The sequence below is a fragment of the Nocardioides sp. NPDC059952 genome, from assembly GCF_042730435.1.
Classification (GTDB): Bacteria; Actinomycetota; Actinomycetes; order Propionibacteriales; family Nocardioidaceae; genus Nocardioides.
Window position 1 is genome coordinate 1 of the sequence record NZ_JBHWLY010000097.1, and the last position, 20,277, is coordinate 20,277.

Annotated in this window: 16 protein-coding genes; 14 read left to right on the plus strand and 2 right to left on the minus strand. The window is 71.4% G+C overall.

Going from position 1 to position 20,277, the window contains the following annotated elements; translation table 11 throughout:
* Positions 1-252 precede the first annotated feature (252 nt).
* Both smc and ACFV9G_RS27410 read left to right on the plus strand, forming a co-directional pair.
* Positions 253-3,792, plus strand: a complete 3,540-nt coding sequence (gene smc / locus ACFV9G_RS27405; RefSeq protein ID WP_378732087.1) for a chromosome segregation protein SMC — start codon at positions 253-255, stop codon at positions 3,790-3,792.
* 88 nt (positions 3,793-3,880) lie between these two features.
* A complete protein-coding gene (locus tag ACFV9G_RS27410; protein WP_378732089.1) occupies positions 3,881-5,146 on the plus strand; it encodes a chloride channel protein in 1,266 nt (421 codons plus the stop codon).
* 44 nt (positions 5,147-5,190) lie between these two features.
* Here the strand turns inward: ACFV9G_RS27410 and ACFV9G_RS27415 are convergent, their stop codons facing one another.
* Positions 5,191-5,388, minus strand: coding sequence for a hypothetical protein (locus tag ACFV9G_RS27415; protein ID WP_378732091.1), 198 nt, complete (start codon positions 5,386-5,388; stop codon positions 5,191-5,193).
* Positions 5,389-5,414: 26 nt separating this feature from the next.
* Here ACFV9G_RS27415 and ACFV9G_RS27420 point away from each other — a divergent pair, with 26 nt between their 5' ends.
* Positions 5,415-5,963, plus strand: coding sequence for a CGNR zinc finger domain-containing protein (locus tag ACFV9G_RS27420; protein ID WP_378732093.1), 549 nt, complete (start codon positions 5,415-5,417; stop codon positions 5,961-5,963).
* A 53-nt stretch (positions 5,964-6,016) separates the two neighbouring features.
* Complete coding sequence (locus tag ACFV9G_RS27425; RefSeq protein WP_378732095.1) at positions 6,017-6,964, plus strand: ATP-binding protein; 948 nt, start codon at positions 6,017-6,019, stop codon at positions 6,962-6,964.
* 21 nt (positions 6,965-6,985) lie between these two features.
* On the opposite strand, the gene ACFV9G_RS27430 is transcribed toward ACFV9G_RS27425, so the two are convergent.
* Positions 6,986-7,558 (minus strand): GNAT family N-acetyltransferase, encoded by a 573-nt coding sequence (locus ACFV9G_RS27430; RefSeq protein WP_378732098.1) that lies wholly within the window; start codon positions 7,556-7,558, stop codon positions 6,986-6,988.
* A 19-nt stretch (positions 7,559-7,577) separates the two neighbouring features.
* Between ACFV9G_RS27430 and ACFV9G_RS27435 the strand changes: the two genes are divergently transcribed.
* The 10 genes from ACFV9G_RS27435 (at position 7,578) to ACFV9G_RS27480 (ending at position 20,049) form a co-directional block, all read left to right on the plus strand.
* On the plus strand, positions 7,578-8,087 hold the full coding sequence (locus ACFV9G_RS27435; RefSeq protein WP_378732100.1) for a hypothetical protein: 510 nt from the start codon (positions 7,578-7,580) through the stop codon (positions 8,085-8,087).
* Between the two features lie 82 nt (positions 8,088-8,169).
* Positions 8,170-8,715: an RNA polymerase sigma factor gene (locus tag ACFV9G_RS27440; protein WP_378732102.1), complete on the plus strand. Its 546-nt coding sequence runs from the start codon at positions 8,170-8,172 to the stop codon at positions 8,713-8,715.
* On the plus strand, positions 8,708-9,382 hold the full coding sequence (locus ACFV9G_RS27445) for a zf-HC2 domain-containing protein (RefSeq protein WP_378732104.1): 675 nt from the start codon (positions 8,708-8,710) through the stop codon (positions 9,380-9,382). Before ACFV9G_RS27440 ends, ACFV9G_RS27445 begins: the two co-directional genes overlap by 8 nt.
* 217 nt (positions 9,383-9,599) lie before the next feature.
* On the plus strand, positions 9,600-10,685 hold the full coding sequence (locus tag ACFV9G_RS27450; protein ID WP_378732106.1) for a glycosyltransferase: 1,086 nt from the start codon (positions 9,600-9,602) through the stop codon (positions 10,683-10,685).
* Positions 10,685-12,433, plus strand: a complete 1,749-nt coding sequence (locus ACFV9G_RS27455) for a glycosyltransferase family 2 protein (protein WP_378732108.1) — start codon at positions 10,685-10,687, stop codon at positions 12,431-12,433. Before ACFV9G_RS27450 ends, ACFV9G_RS27455 begins: the two co-directional genes overlap by 1 nt.
* Positions 12,430-14,502, plus strand: a complete 2,073-nt coding sequence (locus tag ACFV9G_RS27460) for an acyltransferase family protein (protein WP_378732110.1) — start codon at positions 12,430-12,432, stop codon at positions 14,500-14,502. Before ACFV9G_RS27455 ends, ACFV9G_RS27460 begins: the two co-directional genes overlap by 4 nt.
* An 11-nt stretch (positions 14,503-14,513) precedes the next feature.
* Positions 14,514-14,966 carry an acyl-CoA thioesterase gene (locus tag ACFV9G_RS27465; RefSeq protein WP_378732112.1) on the plus strand — a complete coding sequence of 151 codons (453 nt, stop codon included), beginning with the start codon at positions 14,514-14,516 and terminating at the stop codon, positions 14,964-14,966.
* Positions 14,967-15,084: 118 nt separating this feature from the next.
* Positions 15,085-18,207, plus strand: a complete 3,123-nt coding sequence (locus ACFV9G_RS27470; protein ID WP_378732114.1) for a glycosyltransferase — start codon at positions 15,085-15,087, stop codon at positions 18,205-18,207.
* Between the two features lie 130 nt (positions 18,208-18,337).
* Positions 18,338-18,958: a maleylpyruvate isomerase family mycothiol-dependent enzyme gene (locus ACFV9G_RS27475; RefSeq protein WP_378732116.1), complete on the plus strand. Its 621-nt coding sequence runs from the start codon at positions 18,338-18,340 to the stop codon at positions 18,956-18,958.
* A gap of 44 nt (positions 18,959-19,002) precedes the next feature.
* Positions 19,003-20,049 (plus strand): FUSC family protein, encoded by a 1,047-nt coding sequence (locus ACFV9G_RS27480; protein ID WP_378732118.1) that lies wholly within the window; start codon positions 19,003-19,005, stop codon positions 20,047-20,049.
* The last annotated feature ends 228 nt before the right edge of the window (positions 20,050-20,277 follow it).

Sequence of the window (20,277 nt, forward strand, 5' to 3'; positions counted from 1 at the left end):
TTGTCCACACAACCCCTGTCCCCTCGCCCGCCTCGCCCAGTGTGTTGGTCTCGACACCCCTCCGCCTAGCGGCTCCGGCGGCTCGACCGGCGGCTCGGGCCGAGGTCCCCAGATCGACAGCCCCGGCGGGTTATCCTCGACCCGCTGGGGTTCCCCTGAGCAGCGGCGATTAGATTTGCTGGCTCACCTCAGCCACGCTGATGTGTTGCGAACTGTGTATGACCACGTGGTCCTGAGCCGGGGGAGAAGCCGATGTACCTCAAGCGTCTGACGCTGAAGGGTTTCAAGTCGTTCGCCTCCGCCACGACCCTCGAACTCGAACCAGGGATCACCTGCATCGTCGGGCCCAACGGCTCGGGCAAGTCCAACGTCGTCGACGCGCTCGCCTGGGTCATGGGTGAGCAGGGCGCCAAGAGCCTGCGTGGCGGCAAGATGGAGGACGTCATCTTCGCCGGCACATCCGGGCGCGCCCCGCTGGGCCGCGCCGAGGTCTCGCTGACGATCGACAACACCGACGGCGCACTGCCGATCGAGTACGCCGAGGTCACCATCTCGCGCACGATGTTCCGCAACGGCGGCTCGGAGTATGCGATCAACGGCAGCCCGTGCCGGCTGCTGGACGTCCAGGACCTGCTCTCGGACTCCGGTATCGGCCGCGAGATGCACGTCATCGTCGGCCAGGGCCAGCTCGACACGATCCTGCGCGCGACCCCCGAGGACCGGCGCGGCTTCATCGAGGAGGCCGCCGGGGTCCTCAAGCACCGCAAGCGCAAGGAGAAGGCGCTGCGCAAGCTCGACTCCACGCAGGTCAACCTGGACCGGCTCCAGGACCTGCTCGTCGAGATCCGCCGCCAGCTCAAGCCGCTCGGCCGCCAGGCGGAGGTCGCCCGGCAGGCGCAGACGGTGCAGATGGACGTACGCGACGCCAAGGCCCGCATCTACGCCGACGACCTGGTCACCGCCAAGACCGAGCTCGACAAGGAGCTGGCCGACGAGGGTGCGCTGCTGGCCCGGCGTGCCGAGGTCGAGGAGACCATCGCGGAGGGGCGGGAGCAGGAGGCCGTCCTGGAGGCGGCCCTGCGTGAGGACCTGCCGGCGCTGGCCGCCGCGCAGGAGACCTGGTTCGCGCTGAACTCCCTGCGCGAGCGGCTGCGCGGCACGCAGTCGCTGGCCTCCGAGCGGGTGCGCAACGCGGCCGGCTCCGAGGATCTGGAGGTGCGTCAGGGGCGCGACCCCGAGGAGCTCGAGGCCCAGGCCGAGGTGGCCCGCGAGCAGGAGGAGACGGCTGACGCCGAGGTGGAGGAGCTTCGCTACTCCCTCGAGGAGGCGGTCGAGTCCCGCAAGTCGGCTGAAGATGCCGCCGCCGAGGAGGAACGACGGGTCAAGGGGCTCGAGCGGGCTGCCGCCGACCGTCGTGAGGGGCTGGCCCGGCTGACCGGTCAGGTCAACGCGCTCAAGTCGCGGGCCGCTGCCGCCGACGACGAGGTCGGGCGCCTGACCGCTGCTCGTGAGGGTGCGCTGGCGCGTGCCGAGCGGGCGCAGCGCGACTTCACCGCCCTGGAGACCAAGGTCGCCGGGCTGGACGCGGGGGAGGAGGGCCTCGACGCCGAGCACGAGGCCGCTGCCGCCGTGCTCGAGGACCTCGAGGAGCGGCTCGCGAAGCTGCAGGCCGAGGCTCAGCAGGCCGACCGGGACCGCTCCACCCTGGCCGCCCGCAAGGACGCGCTGGAGATGGGGCTGAACCGCAAGGACGGCGCCGGGGCCCTGCTCGGCTCCGACCTTCCCGGGGTGCTGGGATCGGTCGCGTCGCTGCTGGCGGTGCGCTCGGGCTACGAGGCCGCGGTGGCCGCGGCGCTCGGGACCGCCTCGGACGCGGTCGTCGTCGAGTCCGCCGAGCGTGCGGTCGGCGCGATCGAGCATCTCAAGACCGAGGACCTCGGCCGGGCCGGGCTGCTCCTGAGCGGTTCGCCCGAGGAGACCGGCGGCTGGCCGGCGCTGCCTGCCGGCGCTGCGTACGCAGTGGACGTGGTGGAGTGCCAGGCGGTGCTGCGGCCCGCAGTGGCTCGCCTGCTCGACAAGGTGGCGGTGGTCGAGGACCTTGCCGCGGCCCAGGCGCTCGTGGCTGCGGAGCCCGGCGTCACCGCGGTGACTCGCGAGGGCGACCTGATCGGCGCCCACTTCGCCTCCGGCGGCTCCTCGAGCGTACCCAGCCTGATCGAGGTACAGGCCGCGGTCGACGAGGCCACCGCCCAGCTCGCCGAGGCCCACGCGGTCTCCGAGCGGGCCACCTTCGAGACCTCCCGCCTGGAGTCGGAGCGGCTGGCCGCGCAGAAGCGGGTCGACGTCGCCCTGGCCAAGCTGCACGAGTCCGACGCGACTCTGGCCGCCGTGGCCGAGGAGCTCGGCCAGTTCGGCGCGCAGTCGCGGGCAGCGCGCGGCGAGGCCGAGCGGCTGCTGGCGGCCGTCACCCAGGCACAGGAGGCGCGCGAGAACGCCGTCGCCGGGCTCGCCGAGCTCGAGGAGCGTCTCGCGATGGCCGAGGAGGACCCCGAGGACGAGCCCGACATCAGCGCCCGTGACTCACTGGCCCAGGCGGCCCGCGACGCCCGGCAGCGCGAGATGGACGCCCGGCTGTCGCTGCGCACCTCCGAGGAGCGTGCCCGCGCGTTGGCCGGCCGTGCCGAGGGTCTGCTCCGCGCGGCCCGTCAGGAGCGCGAGCAGCGCGCCAAGGCCGCGGCCCGCCGCGAGCAGATGCGCCGCGAGGGCGAGGCCGCGCGAGCGGTCGGCACCGCGGTGGCGTACGCGCTGGACCGTCTGGAGGTCTCGGTGCAGCAGGCCGCCAGGGCCCGCACGGAGATCGAGGAGTCCCGGGCCGGTCGGGAGCAGGCGCTGCGCGAGTGCCGCTCGCTGCTGCGCAACCTCGGCAAGGAGCTCGAGGAGCTGGTCAACTCCGTCCACCGCGACGAGATGGCCCGCGCCCAGCAGCGGATGCGGATCGAGCAGCTCGAAGAGCGGATCCTCGAGGAGCTCGGGCTCGACGGCGAGGCGATCGTGAAGGACTACGGTCCCGACCAGCTGGTCCCGCAGCACCCCGACGAGGACGGCAACGAGCGCGAGCCGATCGCCTACGTCCGTGCCGAGCAGGCCAAGCGGCTCAAGATCGCCGAGAAGAACCTGCGCGCGCTCGGCAAGGTGAACCCGCTCGCCCTGGAGGAGTTCGCCGCGATGGAGGAGCGCAACAAGTTCCTCACCGAGCAGCTCGAGGACCTCAAGCAGACCCGCAAGGACCTCATGGACATCGTCAAGGAGGTCGACAACCGCGTCGAGCAGGTCTTCACCGAGGCCTGGGAGGACGTACGCGTCGCCTTCGACCACGTCTTCGCGCGGCTCTTCCCGGGTGGCGAGGGCCGCCTGGTCCTCACCGATCCCGAGAACATGCTCACCACCGGCATCGAGGTCGAGGCCCGGCCGCCTGGCAAGAAGGTCAAGCGGCTCTCGCTGCTCTCCGGTGGGGAGCGGTCCCTGGTGGCCGTCGCGTTCCTGGTCTCGCTCTTCAAGGCGCGTCCCTCGCCCTTCTACATCCTCGACGAGGTCGAGGCCGCGCTCGACGACACCAACCTCGGCCGGCTCCTGGAAATCTACGAGGAGCTGCGCGAGAACTCCCAGCTGATGGTGATCACCCACCAGAAGCGCACCATGGAGGTCGGCGACGCGCTCTACGGCGTCACCATGCGCGGCGACGGCGTCACCACCGTCATCTCGCAGCGCCTCCGCGACGCTCAGCCGGCCTGATCGCTGCCTCTCGCCGACCAACCCGGGGCGGGGACGGATATCCCGCAACCGGCACACGGAAACGGTGCCAGACTGGTTGAATCGGTGTGTGTCGACACCTACGCCGATAGTTCGTGGATACCTCGGCCTGGTCGCGCTCGGCATGGCGATCGGTATCCCTGCCGCGCTCGCTGCAGCGCTCTTCCTCGCGGTGGTCCACTGGGCCGAGGACTGGCTGTGGCACGACCTTCCCGCGGACCTGGGCTACGACTCGGCACCCTGGTTCCTGGTGATCGGCCTGCCGATCACCGGTGCGCTGATCGTCTGGCTGGCACGTCGCTTCCTGCCCGGTGACGGTGGGCACTCGCCGGTGGACGGGCTCTCCATGGCGCCGACACCGGTCCGATACGCGCCATCGATCGTCCTGGCGGCGCTGGGGTCGCTGCCGTTCGGTGTCATCCTCGGACCGGAGGCTCCGGTGATTGCGATCGGTTCGGCGGTCGGGATGGTGTTCGCCGGCCGCCGAACGATGAGTCCCGAGACCCAGGGCGTGCTCGCCTCGGCCGGTTCGTTCTCGGCGGTCTCGGCCCTGTTCGGCGGCCCGCTGGTCGGTGGACTGCTGCTGCTCGAGGCCGGACTGGCCACCGGCGCCCAGCTCGTCCCGGTCCTGGTCCCGGGTCTGGTGGCCGCCGCCACCGGATACCTGCTGTTCGTCGGACTCGGCGACTGGGGTGGGATCAGCTCGGCCGGTCTCCAGGTGCCTGACCTGCCGGCGTACGACGGCACGCGCCTCGTCGACGTCGCGCTCGCGATCGTGGTGGGGATCGTCGCTGCGATCCTGATGGGGGTGGCCCACAGGGGCGCCGAGCGGGTGCACACCGTTGTCACCAACAGCCGACGGCTGCTGGTTCCGTTGGTGCTGGGCGGTCTGGCGATCGGGCTGCTGACCCTCCTCACCGAGGCGTTGGGCGGTGAGCTGGACGACGTCCTCTTCTCCGGTCAGAGCGCGATCGGTGAGGTGGTCAACCAGTCGGCGGGGGTGATCGTGGTGGTCCTGCTCGCCAAGGCGCTGGGCTTCGCGGTCTGCATGGGGGTCGGCTTCCGCGGCGGAGCGGTCTTCCCCGCCGTCTTCCTCGGGGTCGGGGTCGCGAGCCTGTGCGTTGCGATGTTCGACTGCTCCCCGACCTGGGCGGTCGCGGTCGGCGCCGCAGCAGGCATGACGGCGGGGACGGGCCTGCTGTTCTGCGGCATGCTCTTCGCGATGCTGCTGGTCGGGAAGGAGGGCGCCGATGCGTTGCCGGCGGCCGTGTTCGCCTCCGTCGCCGCATGGCTGGTCCGATCCAGCATCGCCGCCCGTCTGGGCGCACGCGAATGAGCAGCGCCCGGCGGAGGCCGAGCCCAGCCCGCCTGACGCTCCCGCTAACGCCCCTGCACGCGGCTCAGTGACCGCGGAGGCTGGAGTGGGTGGGGCTGGAGGTCGACGCGACGTACGCCGCACTGCGCGCAGCGCACATAGAGGACTCGGCCCTCCGAGGTCTGATGGCTGGACTCGGTGAGCCAGCCGTGTTCGTGGGTGGCGTTCGTGCGCCGGGACTCCTCGGTTGCGCTGTCGGTCATGGTCGCCACTCTGCTGTAATGGTCTTATGCATCTCAACCCTTACGGTGAGTACGCCGTGCTCCTGGCCGCTTCGCTCGCCGACGACTGGCCCGAGGACCGGGCCGGGATCGAGGCCCGGACCCGGGAGTTCGGGATGACGATGGACTTCGCTTCATCTCCGGACGATCACGGGCGCACCCGGCAGGTGATCGATGAGTGGCTTCGCGTCGTCGATGCGCCGGAGCCGGGTGAGAGGGCGCGGCTGCTCAACGAGCTGATGGCGCAGGCGACCGCGTACCCGAGGCTGACCGACCACGACGGGGAGGGGTGGCACCTCCACTTCCGCGACGACGCCAACGACTCGCTTCCTGACGTGCTGCGAGCGGTGATCAGCGTGGGCACCGCGCTGCACCTGACCACTCGGGGCATCCATCGCCTGGGCAGGTGCGCCGCGGGGAGCGCAGAGGGCGACCCCTGCTCGGCGGTGGTCGTGGACGTCACCCGCAACGGACGGCAGCGCTACTGCTCGGTCCGCTGTGCCAACCGTGCTGCGGTCCGCCGGCACCGTGCCCGACGCTCCGTCACCGCTGGCTGATCGGTCCGCGCGGTTCGCTGACGAACGCGGTGGACGCGGGGCACACTGACCCCATGAAGTCCGTGCCGGACGAGGGCCGTGAGCTGCGGGTGCGCCTTGCGGCTGAGACCGCCAGCGTGCCCGGTGCGCGCAGATTCGTCACCGACGGGCTCGCCGAGTGGGGCCACGGGCATCTCCTCGACGATGCCGCCCTGTGCGTCACCGAGATGGCGGCGAACGCTGCCCTGCACAGCGGTAGTCCCTACATGCAGGTCCGGCTGCGCGACCTCGAGCCGGGCGTACGGCTCAGCGTCGAGGACGACGGCGCACTGATCCCGCTCCCGGCCGTCGCCCCGCCGCCTCTCCGGAGTCAGGGCACCACCGGGCGCGGGCTGGCGATCGTGTCCGTGCTGGCGAAGTCGTGGGGGATCGACGAGCGTGTCGACGGGCGGCGCATCTGGGCCGAGCTCGCCGGCGACGGGGTCGAGCACGACGTACGACCTCCCACGGTGGCCTACGGCGATCAGGCGATGCCCGAGGCGGCCGCCCTGCCCGCGGACTGGGTCACCGTCCAGCTGCCAGCCTGCCCGGTGCAGCTCGGGCTCCAGATCGACCAGCGCCTCGACGATCTGGTCCGTGAGCTCCAGCTCATCGACTCCGAGGACGGCCCGACCCCGCCGCGCGAGCTCGGCGAGCTCATCGAACGGCTGGTCACTCGACCGGCCTTCGCGCGCCACCTGGGTCGTCGAACCGCTCTCGACGCGGCCGCCGCAGGGCTGGAGTACGTCGACATCGAGATGACTCTGCCCCGCGAGATGGCCCCCTTGCTCCGTGAGCTGCTGGCCGCGGACAACCTGGCCGACGAGATCAGCGAGACCCACCAGCTGCTCACCCTGCGCTCCACGCCGGAGATGGTCTCGCTGCGGACCTGGTTCACCGAGAGCATCGTCGGCCAGGCGGAGAGCGACGCCGACCCGGTGCCGTACGACGAATGGGCACGCGCGAGAGGTGGCCCCCTATGACGGGGCGAATGTCCCATCGAGTCACTTCACGAGCTGTAGCTCCTCGACCCGCAGCGCCGATCCTTCTCGCAGCGGCTCCCACATGCCGGTCGGCTTGAAACCGTGGGCGACATAGAGTCGGCGCGCGGGTTCGTTGCCCTCGGTCACGTGCAGACGTACGCCGAGATCGCGGTCGCGGCACCAGTTGACCAGATCGGTGAGGATCTCGGCGGCGTACCCGTGGCCGCGTGCCTCGGGTGCGGTCCACATGCCCCAGATGTCGGCGACGGCGCTGTCCGGGGGCGTGAAGGCGCCACCCATCGCGACTCCTCGGCCGTCTTCAACGGTCACGAGGATCGGTGCTGACCCCTTGGCCCGCTGCTGCCAGAAGTGCTCCGGGTGAGCCTCGGCCTCGGCGAGCGTGGTTCTGAAGGCGTCGGGGGAGTCGGCCAGCGCCCGCAGGCTGAGGTGGCGCAGGAGAGACCAGTCGTCAGCGGTGATGGTGCGTACCTCGACGTTCATGGCGTCGAGGTTGGCAGCAACCCCGGCGTACTGCCACCAGATTTCGACCAGGCGATGAATCCCGAGGTGAGGGTCGGCCCGTATAACTGGCATGAGACCTTCGACTTCGTACGTGGCAAGGGCCGCCCTCGTGGTTGCGGCTGCAGCACTCTTCGCCGCGGGATGCGGCAGTAGCGGCGGGGATGGGTCGGACGCAGGTGGAGGAGGGGAGGCGCTCGTCTCGGCGACCGAGGTCGACGGGACCGAGGTGCTTGTCGATGCCGAGGGGCACACGCTCTACACCGCAGAGGTCGAGAAGGATGGGGAGATCCACTGTGTCGACACGTGCGCGAAGTTCTGGGAGCCGGTCGTCGCGACCGAGGATGACGTCGACGCGGCGAATTCCGCGCAGGGCGACGGGTTCGGGACCGTGGAGCGTCCGGACGGAGAGTCTCAGCTGACGCACGACGGGCTGCCGCTGTACACGTTCGCGAAGGAGGGGGCGGGGGAGCTCAAGGGTGACGGGTTCACGGATGACTTCCGGGGCACCGAGTTCGTGTGGGCGGCGGCGCGGACCGACGGTGCCTCGGCCCCCTCGGAGTCCTCCACGCAGGAGGACAACGGAGGCGGCTATGGCTACTGACGGGGGTACGGTCATCCGGTGGCGTCGCGACGCGGGACCGCGGAGATGACCATCCGTCGTACGGCCGGAGGGTAGGGCCGGCGTGGGGGCCGTGTCGGACGAGTCGCTGCTGGCCGCGATGGCCGGTGGCGACCAGGATGCGGCCGCAGCGTTCGTACGCCGCCATCAGGCTCGCGTCTACGGCCTCGCCCTCACGATCGTCCGGCTGCCCGCTCTCGCCGAGGACGTCGCCCAGGACACCTTCGTCAAGGCGTGGCGGCACGCGGCCACGTACGACCCGAGACGTGGGCGCGCCTCCACCTGGCTGCTGACCATCACCCGGAACGCGGCCATCGACGCGATCCGCTACCGCCACGACGATCCGATGGACCCGGATCTCCTGGTGGCCCTGCTGACGGTGCGGGACGAGAGTGCGGAGAGCGATGACCTGGACACCGATCTCGCGCTGCGGCAGGCGCTGGCGGAGCTCCCGCACGAGATGGCCGCTCCGATCGTGCTGATGACGTACTTCGGGCTGACGGCACAGGAGATCGCCACCCGGGAGGACGTTCCGGCGGGCACGGTGAAGACCAGGGTCCGCCGGGGCCTGGAGAAGCTGCGGCAACGAATGGGGGTTCGCGATGCCTGAGTCCGAGCGCTGCCGGGAGGTGCGAGAGCTGATCCCGGAGCTGGCGATGGGGGTGGCGTCCGGCGAGGCGCGTGCTCGTGGGCTGGCACACCTTGCCACCTGCGCGAGCTGTCGACGCGAGCTCGAGGACGTCGCGGGCACCGTCGATGCCCTGCTGCTGCTCGCTCCGGAGCGCGAACCGCCGGCCGGTTTCGACGTCAGGGTGCTGGCGGCCCTTGATCAGCGTCCTCCTCGGCACCGGATCCGCACCGGCCTGCTCGTCGCGGCGGCGATGGTGCTGGTCGCGACCCTTGCCGCCGGGCTCACCTGGCGGCGCGGCGCGGAGGACCGCGACGTCGCCGACGACTACCGCGGGGTGCTCTCCACCGCCGACGGGAGCTACCTCCGGGCCGCGGACCTGACGATCGACGGAGCCAGCGCCGGGAGTGTCTTCGCCTACCAAGGACGGCCATCGTGGCTGTTCATGTCCGTCGAGGACGCCCCGAGCGGCACCTACCACGTACGCCTGGTCGGCACCGACGGGCGCACCCGGTGGCTCGGGACATGCACCGTCAAGGAAGGCACCGGCGCCTGGGGGACCACCGTCGACGTGCCGATCCGATCCGTCGACCGGGTCGAGATGTTCGGCGACAGCCTCCCGACGGTGGTCGCGAACCTGCGCCGTTGAGGTCTGATCCCGCCGCTGAGCGACTCAGCGATGTGGGTTCGATGAACCGTCGATGAACCCGTGATGAAGGCATGCGGAGAACGTCGTCGAGTGGTCAAGGTGGGTCTTTTCGGCTGCCTAGAATCGCTCGGTCGCCGGGCCGACCGGGGCACCGGCGAGACGTTGTCTCGACGTTCGGGGGATCGTCACGGTTAACGCAATTGAGGACCCCCCACACATGCCTTCGACCCTGCTGTCGTTCCCCTACTATCGGAGCAACCCCTACCTGACGATGCTCACCGTGGCGCCGCGGGCGGCGGGCTGGGACGTGGTCGAGGGAGTGCAGGGGCTGCACCGGCTCGAGGCGCGCGCCGAGCACATGGGGCGGGGCGACGTGCTCCACGTCCACTGGACCTCGCCGGTGACCGCCGGCTGCGAGAGCCTCGAGGAGGCCTGGGCCAACGCCGCGCGGTTCGAGGACGTGCTGAGCGGTCTGCGCGACCGTGGCGCCGACGTGCTGTGGACGGTGCACAACTCGATCGCCCACGAGGCCGACTACGTCGATGTCGAGCTTGCCGTCGCCAAGGCGCTGGCGAGCTACGCGACCCGGATCATCCAGCTCAACCCGGCCACCGTCGAGGAGACCGCGGCCTACTACGTGCTCCCGCCGGACAAGGTCGTCGACCTGCCGCACTCGTCCTACCTCGGCGTCTACCCCGACGGCGGCGTCGACGCCGCCTCGCGCGAGCGCATCGGCGTCCCACAGGGGGTGCCGACGGTCGGCTTCATCGGTCAGATCCGGGCGTACAAGGGCCTCGACGTCCTGTGCCGGGCGGTGGAGATCGCCGCCGAGCAGGTGCCGGACCTGACCTTCGTCGTGGCCGGCAAGGTGGTGCCCGTCACCGACGTGGAGACGGTCGAGGAGATGCTCTCGGCACCGAACATCGTCAAGCGGCTCGGGTTCGTCGAGACCGCCGACTTCTCCGACTGGATGCGGGCCAGCGACGTGGTGGCGCTGCCGTACCGCCGCATCCTCAACTCCGGCTCGCTGCTGGCCGCGGGCACCTTCGGCCGCACCGCCCTCATCCCCGAGGACACCCCGGTCGCGCGGCAGTTCGCCGACCAGCCGTGGGTGGTGACGTACGCGCCGGAGCCCGATGAGCCCGTCGCCCTGGCCGCGGCGATCCTGGAGGCCCTCGAGGGGCAGGAGGCGCGGCATCGGGCCGCCCATGAGTTCACCCGTGCGTACACGCCCTACGACATGTCGCGCGACTACCTGCGGCTGCTCGACGGGCTGGCCGGCGATCTGAAGGGCGCAGCCTGATGACCACACCCGAGCTCTCCGTCGTCGTCCCGACACACGATGTCGGCCTGTGGGTCGGGGACCTGCTCTCCTCGATCCTCGAGGACCAGTCCACGCCTGCCGATCCGGTGGACCTGGAGGTCATCGTCGTCGATGACGCCTCCACCGACGACACGTTCGAGATCGTCGAGGCGTACGCCGCCCGAGACCCGCGCCTGAGGGTGGTCCGCTCGCCCGGCAAGGGCGGGGGACAGGCGCGCAACCACGGGGTCTCGCTGGCGCGGGGCCGCTTCCTCGCGTTCGCGGACGGTGACGACCTGGTGCCCCGAGGGGCGTACGCCACCATGCTGCGCAAGACGCGGGAGACCGGCTCGGACATGGTCGTCGGCCGGTTCTTCAAGCTCTTCAGCGACCGGGTCTGGTGGCCGGTGCGGGCGTGGCCGGCCTTCGACGAGGAGCGCACCCTGGTGAGGCTGGCCGACGCGCCGTCGGCCCTGCGCAACCGGGCCTGCTGGAACCGGGTCTTCCGGCGCGACTTCTGGGACTCCGCGGGGATCTCGTTCCCCGACGCCTTTCGCTCCAACGACATCGAGCCGATGGTGCACGCGCTGACCACGGCCCGCTTCGACATCGTGACCGAGACGGTCTACGTCTACCGTGACCGGCCAGGACCGGGGTCGATGACGGCGAAGTCGCACTCCCCGGCGGGGATCATCAGCTATCTCGAGCAGGAGCTGCGCTGTGCCCGCCGGATCGTCGCGCTCGGCGACCCGGAGGTGCGCGCGGAGTATGCCTCGCTGATCTTCGACGCCGACGGCTGGATGGCGATCGTGCGCGCGCTGCGGGGGATGTCGACGATCGACCCGGTGGCGCTCGAGCCGGCTCGTGTTCTGGTCGCCGAGCTGGTCGGGCTCTTCGGCGACGCCGGCATCGACGACCTGATCGACGACCTGGAGCGCGACAAGCGGTGGGGCTGGCGCCTGGTCGAGTCGGGCCAGTGGGCCACCGCCGCTCGGCTGATCGGCGAGGACGTCCGCTGGGGCGACCGGGCGGTCGCCGACATCCTGGAGACGCTGCAGCTGGTCGCTGACAGCGGTGTGGTGCCGCTGCGTACGCTCCAACGGCCGCTGGTCAACGCGGTCGCGTCGATCTCGCTGGGCGACGCGACGCTGGTCGGGGACGACCTCGCCGACCTGGTGCTCAAGCACCGCGACCTGTTCACCGTGGTCGCCGAGGCGGTCGAGGCCGGTGACGCCGGCCAGGCGCCGGTCTGGCGGCTCGGCCGGATCATGGCAGCCCTCGACGAGGGGCCGGAGCTGCTGCGCCAGGTCGTCTCGGGCGCGACCGACCCGGTGACCGCCACCTCGCTCTCGCTCGTGGAGGGGCGTGCGCACCTGCGACTGGCACACACGATGGTCGGCGCCGAGCGGCTCCGCGTGGTGTTCCTGCACCACCGCCGGCGGCGCACCCTGGACTACACCGCTGCCGAGCTCGCCTCCGGGCAGCTCGAGGTGGCGCTGCCGACCGCGGCCCTCTCGGGCGGTCGCTGGCGTGTCCGGTTCGAGGGCCGCGACGCGCTCGGCGAGTTCGACGGGCCGGTCATCGTCCACGAGGACGTCATCGGTGAGCGCGTCGGTGAGCGCGCTCAGATCGTCCAGCTCGACGGCCGCCCGCGCCACGGGATCGAGATCCCGCTGACCTTCGGCGAACGGGGCGTCCGCAAGGCGCGCCGGGTGGCGGGCCGGATCGTCCGCAGGGTGCGCCGGTGACCGCTCTCGCTGTCACTCCCGCCACGGCCGAGCCTGCTGGGCAGTCAGGCCCGGTCCGGGACAAGCGACCGGAGATCCAGGCGCTGCGTACGGCCGCAGTGCTGGGGGTCGTGCTCTTCCACCTGTGGCCAGGCGCGATCCGTGGCGGGTACGCCGGGGTCGACGTCTTCTTCGTCATCTCGGGCTTCCTGATCACCTCCCACCTGGTGCGGGAGGCCGCCAAGCCCGGCGGGGTGCGGCTGGGTGCCTTCTGGGCCCGCCGGATCCGTCGGCTGCTCCCGGCGGCGCTGCTGGTGCTCGTGTGCGGTGCGGTCGCGACGTACGTCCTGGTGCCGGAGGCACTGTGGCAGCAGTTCCTGCGCGAGACGGTCGCCGCCGCCTTCTACGTCGAGAACTGGCAGCTGTCCTGGGCCGCGGTCGACTATCTCGCCGCCGATGACCCGCCCTCGCCGGCGCAGCACTACTGGTCGCTCTCGGTGGAGGAGCAGTTCTACATCCTGTGGCCGCTGCTCATCGTCGCGGCCGCGTTCCTCACCCGGCGTCGTCCCGAGCGGCGGATCGCGGCGATCCGGGGAGTCATCGCGGCGGTCCTGGTGGCCAGCTTCGCCGCCTCGGTCGTGATCACAGCGACCGACGGCGCGGCGGCCTACTTCGTGACCCACACCCGCGCCTGGGAGTTCGCCGTCGGCGGCCTGCTCGCCGTGCTGCCGGCCGCCTCGAGCCGGGCGCCGGCACGGTGGGCGGCGCCGGTCGCGGTCGCCGGCTGGGCGGGGCTGCTCGGGGCGCTGATCCTGTTCCGTGAGTCGTTGCCGTTCCCGGGCTGGGTGGCGCTGCTGCCGGTCCTCGGCACCGCCCTGGTCATCTGGGCGGGCGCGGTGCGCGGCGCGGGCGCAGCAGTCGTCGGCAACCCGGTCGTGCAGTGGATCGGGACGGTCTCCTACTCGCTCTACCTGTGGCACTGGCCGCTCGTCGTCGTGGTCCCCGCCACCGGTCCGGTGCTCGGCACCTGGCTGCGCGAGCCGCTGATCCTGCTGGTCACCATCGGGCTCTCGGCGCTCTCCTACCGGTTCGTGGAGACACCGTTCCGCACCGGGCGGATCCTGGGGACATCGACGCGGGCCTACCTCTTCGCCATCCTCGGGATGGCGCTGGTCGCCGCCATCGCCCTGCCCGGGATCGTTCACGGCCGCAACCTGGTCGAGCAGAGCCGGGAGCAGGCGAACGCGCTGGCCTCCGGCGACGTCGCGTGCTTCGGTGCGTCGGCGCTCCTGGAGTCCTGCGACAACCCGGAGCTCGACGGGGTGCTGCTGCCCGCGCCGATCGCGCGCAAGGACGACACCGGCACCGCCTACGACTGCTATCTCACCGAACGCCGGACCTACGCCGCCGATGCCCGCCCCAAGGTGTGCCACCTCGGCTCGACCGAGCCCGAAGCGCTCCGCGTCGCCCTGGTCGGCGACTCCCACGCGGCCTCGCTGATCCCCGGGCTGTCCGGGGTCGCGAAGAGCTCGGGATGGTCGGTCGACGTGATGGTCGCCAACGGCGGCGGCCTGGTCGCGCCCGAGGCCGGCGACGAGCGCGGTGCCTACCGGGAGGCGCTGCTCGCCCGGTTGACCGGCGGGGAGGCGTACGACGTCGTGCTGGTCACCCAGCGGCGCAGCCCGTCCCTGGCGGCTGGTGAGCCCGACCCGGTCGTCGACCGCCTCGCCGAGGCCTGGCGGCCGGTGATGAAGCGGGGGACGAAGGTCGTCGCGCTCGCCGACAACCCCATGCTGACCTCCGAGGCGATGGCATGCCTCGACGGCGCGGAGTCGCTGGCGGAGGCGTCGCGGTGCGAGATGACCCACCAGGAGGCGTACGCCACCTCCGACCCGCTCCCCGAAGCCGTCCGTCGCGCCGGTGCCGGTGCCGCGCTCGTGGACCTTTCGGCCGCCTACTGCACGGAAGAGCGGTGTCCGCTGGTCGTCGGCCACGTGCTGGCCTACCGCGACCAGACCCATATCACCGCGACGTTCTCCAAGACGCTGGCGCCCTACCTGGTCAAGGCGGTCCAGGACGCTCTCTCCTAGGATCGGGCGCGATGAGCACTCCTGACCGCAAGGCCCCGACCCGCGCCGACTACGTGCACTGGCGCACGATCACCACCCGCTGGCGCGACGACGACGCCTACGGTCACCTCAACAACGCGACCTATTACGAGTACTTCGACACCGCCGTCAACGCCTACCTGTTCGAGACGACCGGCGTGAACGTGCGGAAGCTGCCGAAGATCGGGATCGTCGCGGAGACCTCGTGCCGCTACCTGCGCGAGATCGGGTTCCCCGAGCCGGTCGAGGCCGGGCTGGTCGTCGACAAGGTCGGGAGCTCGTCGGTCATCTACCGGATCGGGCTCTTCCAGGGTCCGGGCGAGGAGGCCGCGGCCGAGGGCCGGTTCGTGCACGTCTACGTCGACAACACCGACCCGTCGCGCCCGGTGACGCCGATGCCCGACGAGATCCGGGACGCGGTCATGCCGCTGTGGCGGCAGAACTGACCGTGAGGCTTGGTCAAACCTTGCGTGGCACCATTCACGGTTGATGGGCACTGTGACAGTCTGATCCACTGCCGAAGCAGATCTAGAGCGTCTTGGGGGACCTTTAGTGGACGAAGAGTTGAAGCGCATCGCACGTGGCGGACTGCGCCGGGGGCGAGACCTTGCCCGCAAGGTCTACAACGACTCGCCCCTCTACAGCAGGGCCGACGACGTACGTCTGCTCGTCGACTGCCCGCTGTTCGACCATGAGTGGTACGCCGAGCAGGTCGGCGAGCGCCTCGACCGCAAGCGGGCCGCCCGGCACTATCTGGAGCAGGACCCGGCGAAGCCGCTGGCACAGCCCAGTCCGCTCTTCGATCCGGAGTTCTTCGTCGCGCGGCTGACCCCGCGGCTGCGCAAGCAGATGGGCGACCAGGACCCGTTCCTCTACTGGCTGCGCGCCGAGCTGTGGCTCCAGCCGACCCACCCGCTCTTCGACACCGACGGCTACACCGAACGGCGCAGGACCGAGAGCTTCTACGGCGGCGCGATCGGTCACTACGTCGATCGCGGCGCCCGCAACGGACGCCGCGCCAACGACTGGATGGAGCAGGTCGAGGGCCGTTTCCCCGACCTGCGCGACTGGATCCGGGACCGGCACGAGGAGTGGCAGGCCCGGCAGGGCGGCCCGAAGACCTGGCGGCCGGCCATCGATCCTGCCCGCGCCGTGCCGACCGGTCGTGAGCCGGTCGGCACCGTCAGCGTCATCGTCGACCTCGGCGCCTCCGACGAGCACGCCCGGGCGACGCTGGCCAGCGTCGCCGCCCAGAGCGGCGTAAGCACCGAGATCATCGTCATCGACCGGGGCCTGACCCCGTCGGTCGCCGACGCCATCCCCGACGTCCGGATCGTGCTCGGCGACCCCGACCGTGGTGAGCCCGGCGTGGTCGCGGCGTTCGCGCAAGCCAGCGGCGACTTCGTCGCGTACGTCGCTGGGGGAGACATCTGGAAGCCCGGTCGTCTCGCGCGGCTGGTCTCCGTGGCCGAGTCCGGGAGGCCGCTGGTCGCCGACGTGCTGGAGCGCCCGTGGCAGGCGGAGCAGCGGTTCGCCGTCGACGTACCTCCGCTCTCGCCCGGACCCGACGTGCCCGGTCCGCTGATGCGGAACCTGCTCTCGCGGCTGTTGATCTCGGCGCCGCTGCTGGCGCAGGTCGGCGGTCCCCGCGACGACATCGGCTCCGGCTGGGCCTATGACCTCGCGCTGCGGCTGACCTCCGCGGCCACCGTCGAGGTCGTGCCCGAGGTCGGTGTCGAGCGGCGTCAGGGCATCAACCCGCGCCGTCCGCGCCAGGACCGGCTCGCGCTCGATCCCTTCGACCTGGAGTCGTGGGACGACGTCGTACGCAACCGGACCTTCGTCGACTGGGCGGCTCTCGGTTCGCACACCCCTGACCCGGACGTGGTCTCGGTCGTCATCCCCACCTACGACGACTCGCTGCTGACCGTGGGTGCGGTCGAGGCCGTGATGGAGCACGGCGCGGGGGGGAAGCGGCTCGAGATCGTGGTCTGGGACAACGGCTCCTCGGACCGCGTCTCGGCGGTGCTCGACTCGCTCCCGCTGCGGTTCCCCGAGGTGAAGGTGGTGCACAGCACCGTCAACCACAACTTCGCGCTCGGCAACAACCTCGCCATCCCGTACGTCACCGGGGAGACCGTCGTCTTCCTCAACAACGACACCACGGCGCTGGCCGGCTGGCTCTCGCCGCTGGTCTCGGCGCTCGAGGATCCCGAGGTGCTCGCGGTGCAGCCGCTGCTGCTCTACCCGAGCGGGTCGGTGCAGTCGGCCGGGGTCGTCTTCCCGCCCTACGGCGGGCTGCCCTACAACATGCTCGCCGAGTACCCGCCCGAGGATGCCGCCGGGCTCTCCGGTCACCGGTTCTCGGCGCTGACCGGTGCGGCGCTGGTGATGCGCTACCGCGACGTGGTCGCGCTGGAGGGCTTCGACCCGATCTTCACCAACGGCATGGAGGACGTCGACCTGTGCCACCGGCTCGCCGCGCTCCGTCCGGGCTCGTTCCGGGTCGTGACCACCTCGGAGGTCGTCCACCACGAGTCGAAGTCGAAGGGCCGGTTCGCCCGCGCCCCGCGCAACCGGCTGATCTACCTCGACCGCTGGGTCGGGCGCACCGAGCCTCGCGACGACGTGGCCGCCTGGGCGGCCTGCGGCTACCAGGTCGTCGGCCGGGCGACGGCCGGGGACCCGACCGGTCCTGCCAAGACGTACGCCGCCACCCGCCCGATCCTCGCGCCCCTGCCGCGCGCCTCCGTGATCGAGGGCGTCCCGCAGCTGCGCTGGTCGATCAAGATCTCCGCACCCGGAGCACCCGAGGGCGAGCGGTGGGGCGACACCCACTTCGCCCGCGCGCTGGCCCGCTCGCTGCGCACGCTCGGCCAGTCGGCGGTCGTCGACCACCACTACGAGTGGGAGCGGCCGAGCGCGCTCGACGACGATGTCGTGGTCACCCTGCGCGGCCTCTCGCGCTACTTCCCCGCGCCCGACGGCCGGATCAACATCGGCTGGGTGATCTCCCACCCCGACGCGGTCAGCCGCGCCGAGGCGGCCTCGTTCGACCGGCTGCTGGCGGCCGGTCCGATCTGGGCCGAGCGGATGTCGGCGCGGTGGGGGATCCGCATCGACCCGCTGCTGCAGGCCACCGACCCGGAGCTCTTCAACCCCGACCGGGCGCTTCCCGACTCCGGTCACCCGGTGCTCTTCGTCGGCACCTCACGCGACGTCGAGCGCCCGATCATCCACGACGCCGTCGCGGGCGGGCTGCCGCTGTCGGTCTACGGTCACGGCTGGGAGCCCTACATCCCGCGCCACTACGTCAAGGCCCAGCACATGTCCAACACCCGGCTCGGTGCCGAATACCGGGCCGCCGGAGTCGTGCTCAACGACCACTGGGCCGACATGCGCGACTACGGCTTCATCTCCAACCGGCTCTTCGACGCCGTCGCTTCCGGTGCCCGGGTCATCTCCGACGACGTCGTCGGCCTCCGTGACGTCTTCGGCGACACCGTGCAGGTCTACGAGACCCCCGAGGACCTGGTGAAATGGTCCTCGATGCCCGACCCCTCGGTCGTCTTCGGCACCGACGAGCACATCCGCGCCGAGGCCGCCCGCATCCACCGCGACCACGGCTTCGACGCCCGCGCCCGCTCCCTCCTCGACATCGCGCTCGAGGAGCGCGCCAAGCGCTAGCCGAGGCGTCACGCGCGTCGGCCGAGACGTCGGGTACGTCGGTCGAGACGTCGCGTACGTCGGCCGAGAGGTCACGTACGTCGGTCGAGGCGTCACGCCTGAGGGCCCGCGAACCTGTCAGAGTGTCCGCATGACGAAGCTCTCCGTGATCCAGGCGCGCGAGCGGGACGCGCTGGTCGATGACCTGAGGTCGCTCGCACCCGACCGGTGGCGAGGGGCCACCCTCTGCGGGGAGTGGGACGTGGAGGAGGTCGTGGCGCACCTCGGTGCGGCCTCGCGGCTCTCGTTCCCGGGCTGGCTGCGCAGCATGATCGGGGCCCGGTTCGATCCGGACGTACACAATCGCAGGCGGCTCGAGGAGTTCCGTGGCTCCTCGCCCGCGGAGACGCTGGGGATGTTCGCGGGGATCGGTCCGATCCGACTGCCGCGCAAGGAGAGCGTCGGCGGGCTGGGGGAGATGATCGTGCACAGCGAGGACATTCGCCGGCCGCTCGGCATCCGGCACGACCCCGATCCCGATGGGCTCCTGGCGGTCGCGACGTTCTTCGCCGCCAAGGACTTCGCGGTCAACAGCAAGTCGCTGGTCGCGGGGCTTCGCCTCCGAGCGATCGACGCGGAGTTCGTGGCTGGTGACGGTCCCGAGGTCGGCGGGCGCCTGCTCGACCTGGTCATGGCGATGGCCGGCCGGGGCGAGGTGCTCGAGGATCTGAAGGGGGACGGCGTTCCAGAGCTCCGGCGCCGGCTGGACTGAGACTCCGAACCAACTGGTTCGTCCAGGCCGCCGTAGGGTGTCGGATGGAGATGACGGCACGGCAGCATGGGGGAGACGGGTTGGGAAGCGACGGGAGCCGGCTCGAGCGGTTGATGCAGGAGTCCGTCCGGGTCTCCCCGGCCCCGGGAAGCCACTCGCCCGCCTGGCGCGCGAGCGTGACGCTGCTCGTCGGGTTGGTGGCGCTCGCCGTGACCGGACACATCGAGCTGGCCGCGTACGCCTGCTTCGGCACCTTCGCCTCGATCTACGGAGGCCGCCAGCCGCTGCGAGGACGGTGGCGGACCCAAGCGGCGGCCGGAGCGCTGATGTGCGCGGCGGTCCTGTGCGGTGCGCTCGTCGCGATGTCCCCGCACCGGGCCTGGCTCGTCATCCCTGTCGCCGCGGTATGGGCCGCGGTCGGATCAATGCTCTCGGACCGGTTCGTGCTGCGGCCGCCGGGACCGATGTTCCCGGTGTTCGCGGTGGCGACGTGTGCCGCGCTTCCGGTGACGCTGTCGGGGGTCGCGGTCGCGGTCGGAGTAGCGGCGGCGGCCGCGCTGATCGCGGTGTTCCTCGGGCTGCTCGAGGAGCGGCTGGCCGGGAACGGAGCCTCGGTCGAGCCAGCTCGTGGTGAGGTCCGGCTCGACCATGCGACCGCGGTCGTCGTCGCGGTCGTGGTCGCTGGCACGATCTCGACCGCGCTCGGGCTGAGCCACACCTACTGGGCGATGGTGGCCGCGGCGGTGCCCTTCGGGGTCACCGGATTGCTGGCCCAGACGACCCGCGGGCTGCAACGCGTGGTCGGCACCCTGGTCGGCCTCGTCCTGGCTGCGGTGCTGCTCTCGGTTTCGATGCCTGCCCTCGTCGTCGCGGTGGTCGTCGCCGCGCTCCAAGCGGTCACCGAGCTGCTCGTCGGGCGCCACTACGGCCTCGCGCTCGTCGTCATCACCCCGCTCTCGCTGCTGATGGTCCAGCTCGGCCACCCGCAGCCCGTCGACGCGCTGCTGTGGTCACGCCTCGCCGAGACCCTCCTCGGCGTCGTCGTCGGCCTCGCCGCCGCCCTCGCCCTCCGCGAATTCCGCCGCCGCTGACCAAAGCCGAGGCGTCAGGCGCGTCGGCCGAGGCGTCACGTGCGTCGGTCGAGACGTCACCCACTGCCAACTCGGCCGTCCTTAGTGACGCTTCGCCCGGCGGGGCTGACGTTTCGGCCGGCGGGGCTGACGCTTCGGCCGATGGGGCGCTGAGGTAGAGGATTACGCGCCGAGTCGGGGGGGGCGCCGCCCCCCCCGCCCGCCCAGCAGCGCCGGGCCACCACGAGG

What these genes read in the sequence shown, in the direction of transcription:
- smc (WP_378732087.1), top strand. Translation starts at nt 253, where the DNA reads ATGTACCTCAAGCGTCTGACGCTGAAGGGTTTCAAGTCGTTCGCCTCC.
- ACFV9G_RS27415 (WP_378732091.1), bottom strand. Translation starts at nt 5,388, where the DNA reads ATGACCGACAGCGCAACCGAGGAGTCCCGGCGCACGAACGCCACCCAC.
- ACFV9G_RS27420 (WP_378732093.1), top strand. Translation starts at nt 5,415, where the DNA reads ATGCATCTCAACCCTTACGGTGAGTACGCCGTGCTCCTGGCCGCTTCG.
- ACFV9G_RS27425 (WP_378732095.1), top strand. Translation starts at nt 6,017, where the DNA reads ATGAAGTCCGTGCCGGACGAGGGCCGTGAGCTGCGGGTGCGCCTTGCG.
- ACFV9G_RS27430 (WP_378732098.1), bottom strand. Translation starts at nt 7,558, where the DNA reads ATGCCAGTTATACGGGCCGACCCTCACCTCGGGATTCATCGCCTGGTC.
- ACFV9G_RS27445 (WP_378732104.1), top strand. Translation starts at nt 8,708, where the DNA reads ATGCCTGAGTCCGAGCGCTGCCGGGAGGTGCGAGAGCTGATCCCGGAG.
- ACFV9G_RS27450 (WP_378732106.1), top strand. Translation starts at nt 9,600, where the DNA reads ATGCCTTCGACCCTGCTGTCGTTCCCCTACTATCGGAGCAACCCCTAC.
- ACFV9G_RS27455 (WP_378732108.1), top strand. Translation starts at nt 10,685, where the DNA reads ATGACCACACCCGAGCTCTCCGTCGTCGTCCCGACACACGATGTCGGC.
- ACFV9G_RS27465 (WP_378732112.1), top strand. Translation starts at nt 14,514, where the DNA reads ATGAGCACTCCTGACCGCAAGGCCCCGACCCGCGCCGACTACGTGCAC.
- ACFV9G_RS27475 (WP_378732116.1), top strand. Translation starts at nt 18,338, where the DNA reads ATGACGAAGCTCTCCGTGATCCAGGCGCGCGAGCGGGACGCGCTGGTC.
- ACFV9G_RS27480 (WP_378732118.1), top strand. Translation starts at nt 19,003, where the DNA reads ATGGAGATGACGGCACGGCAGCATGGGGGAGACGGGTTGGGAAGCGAC.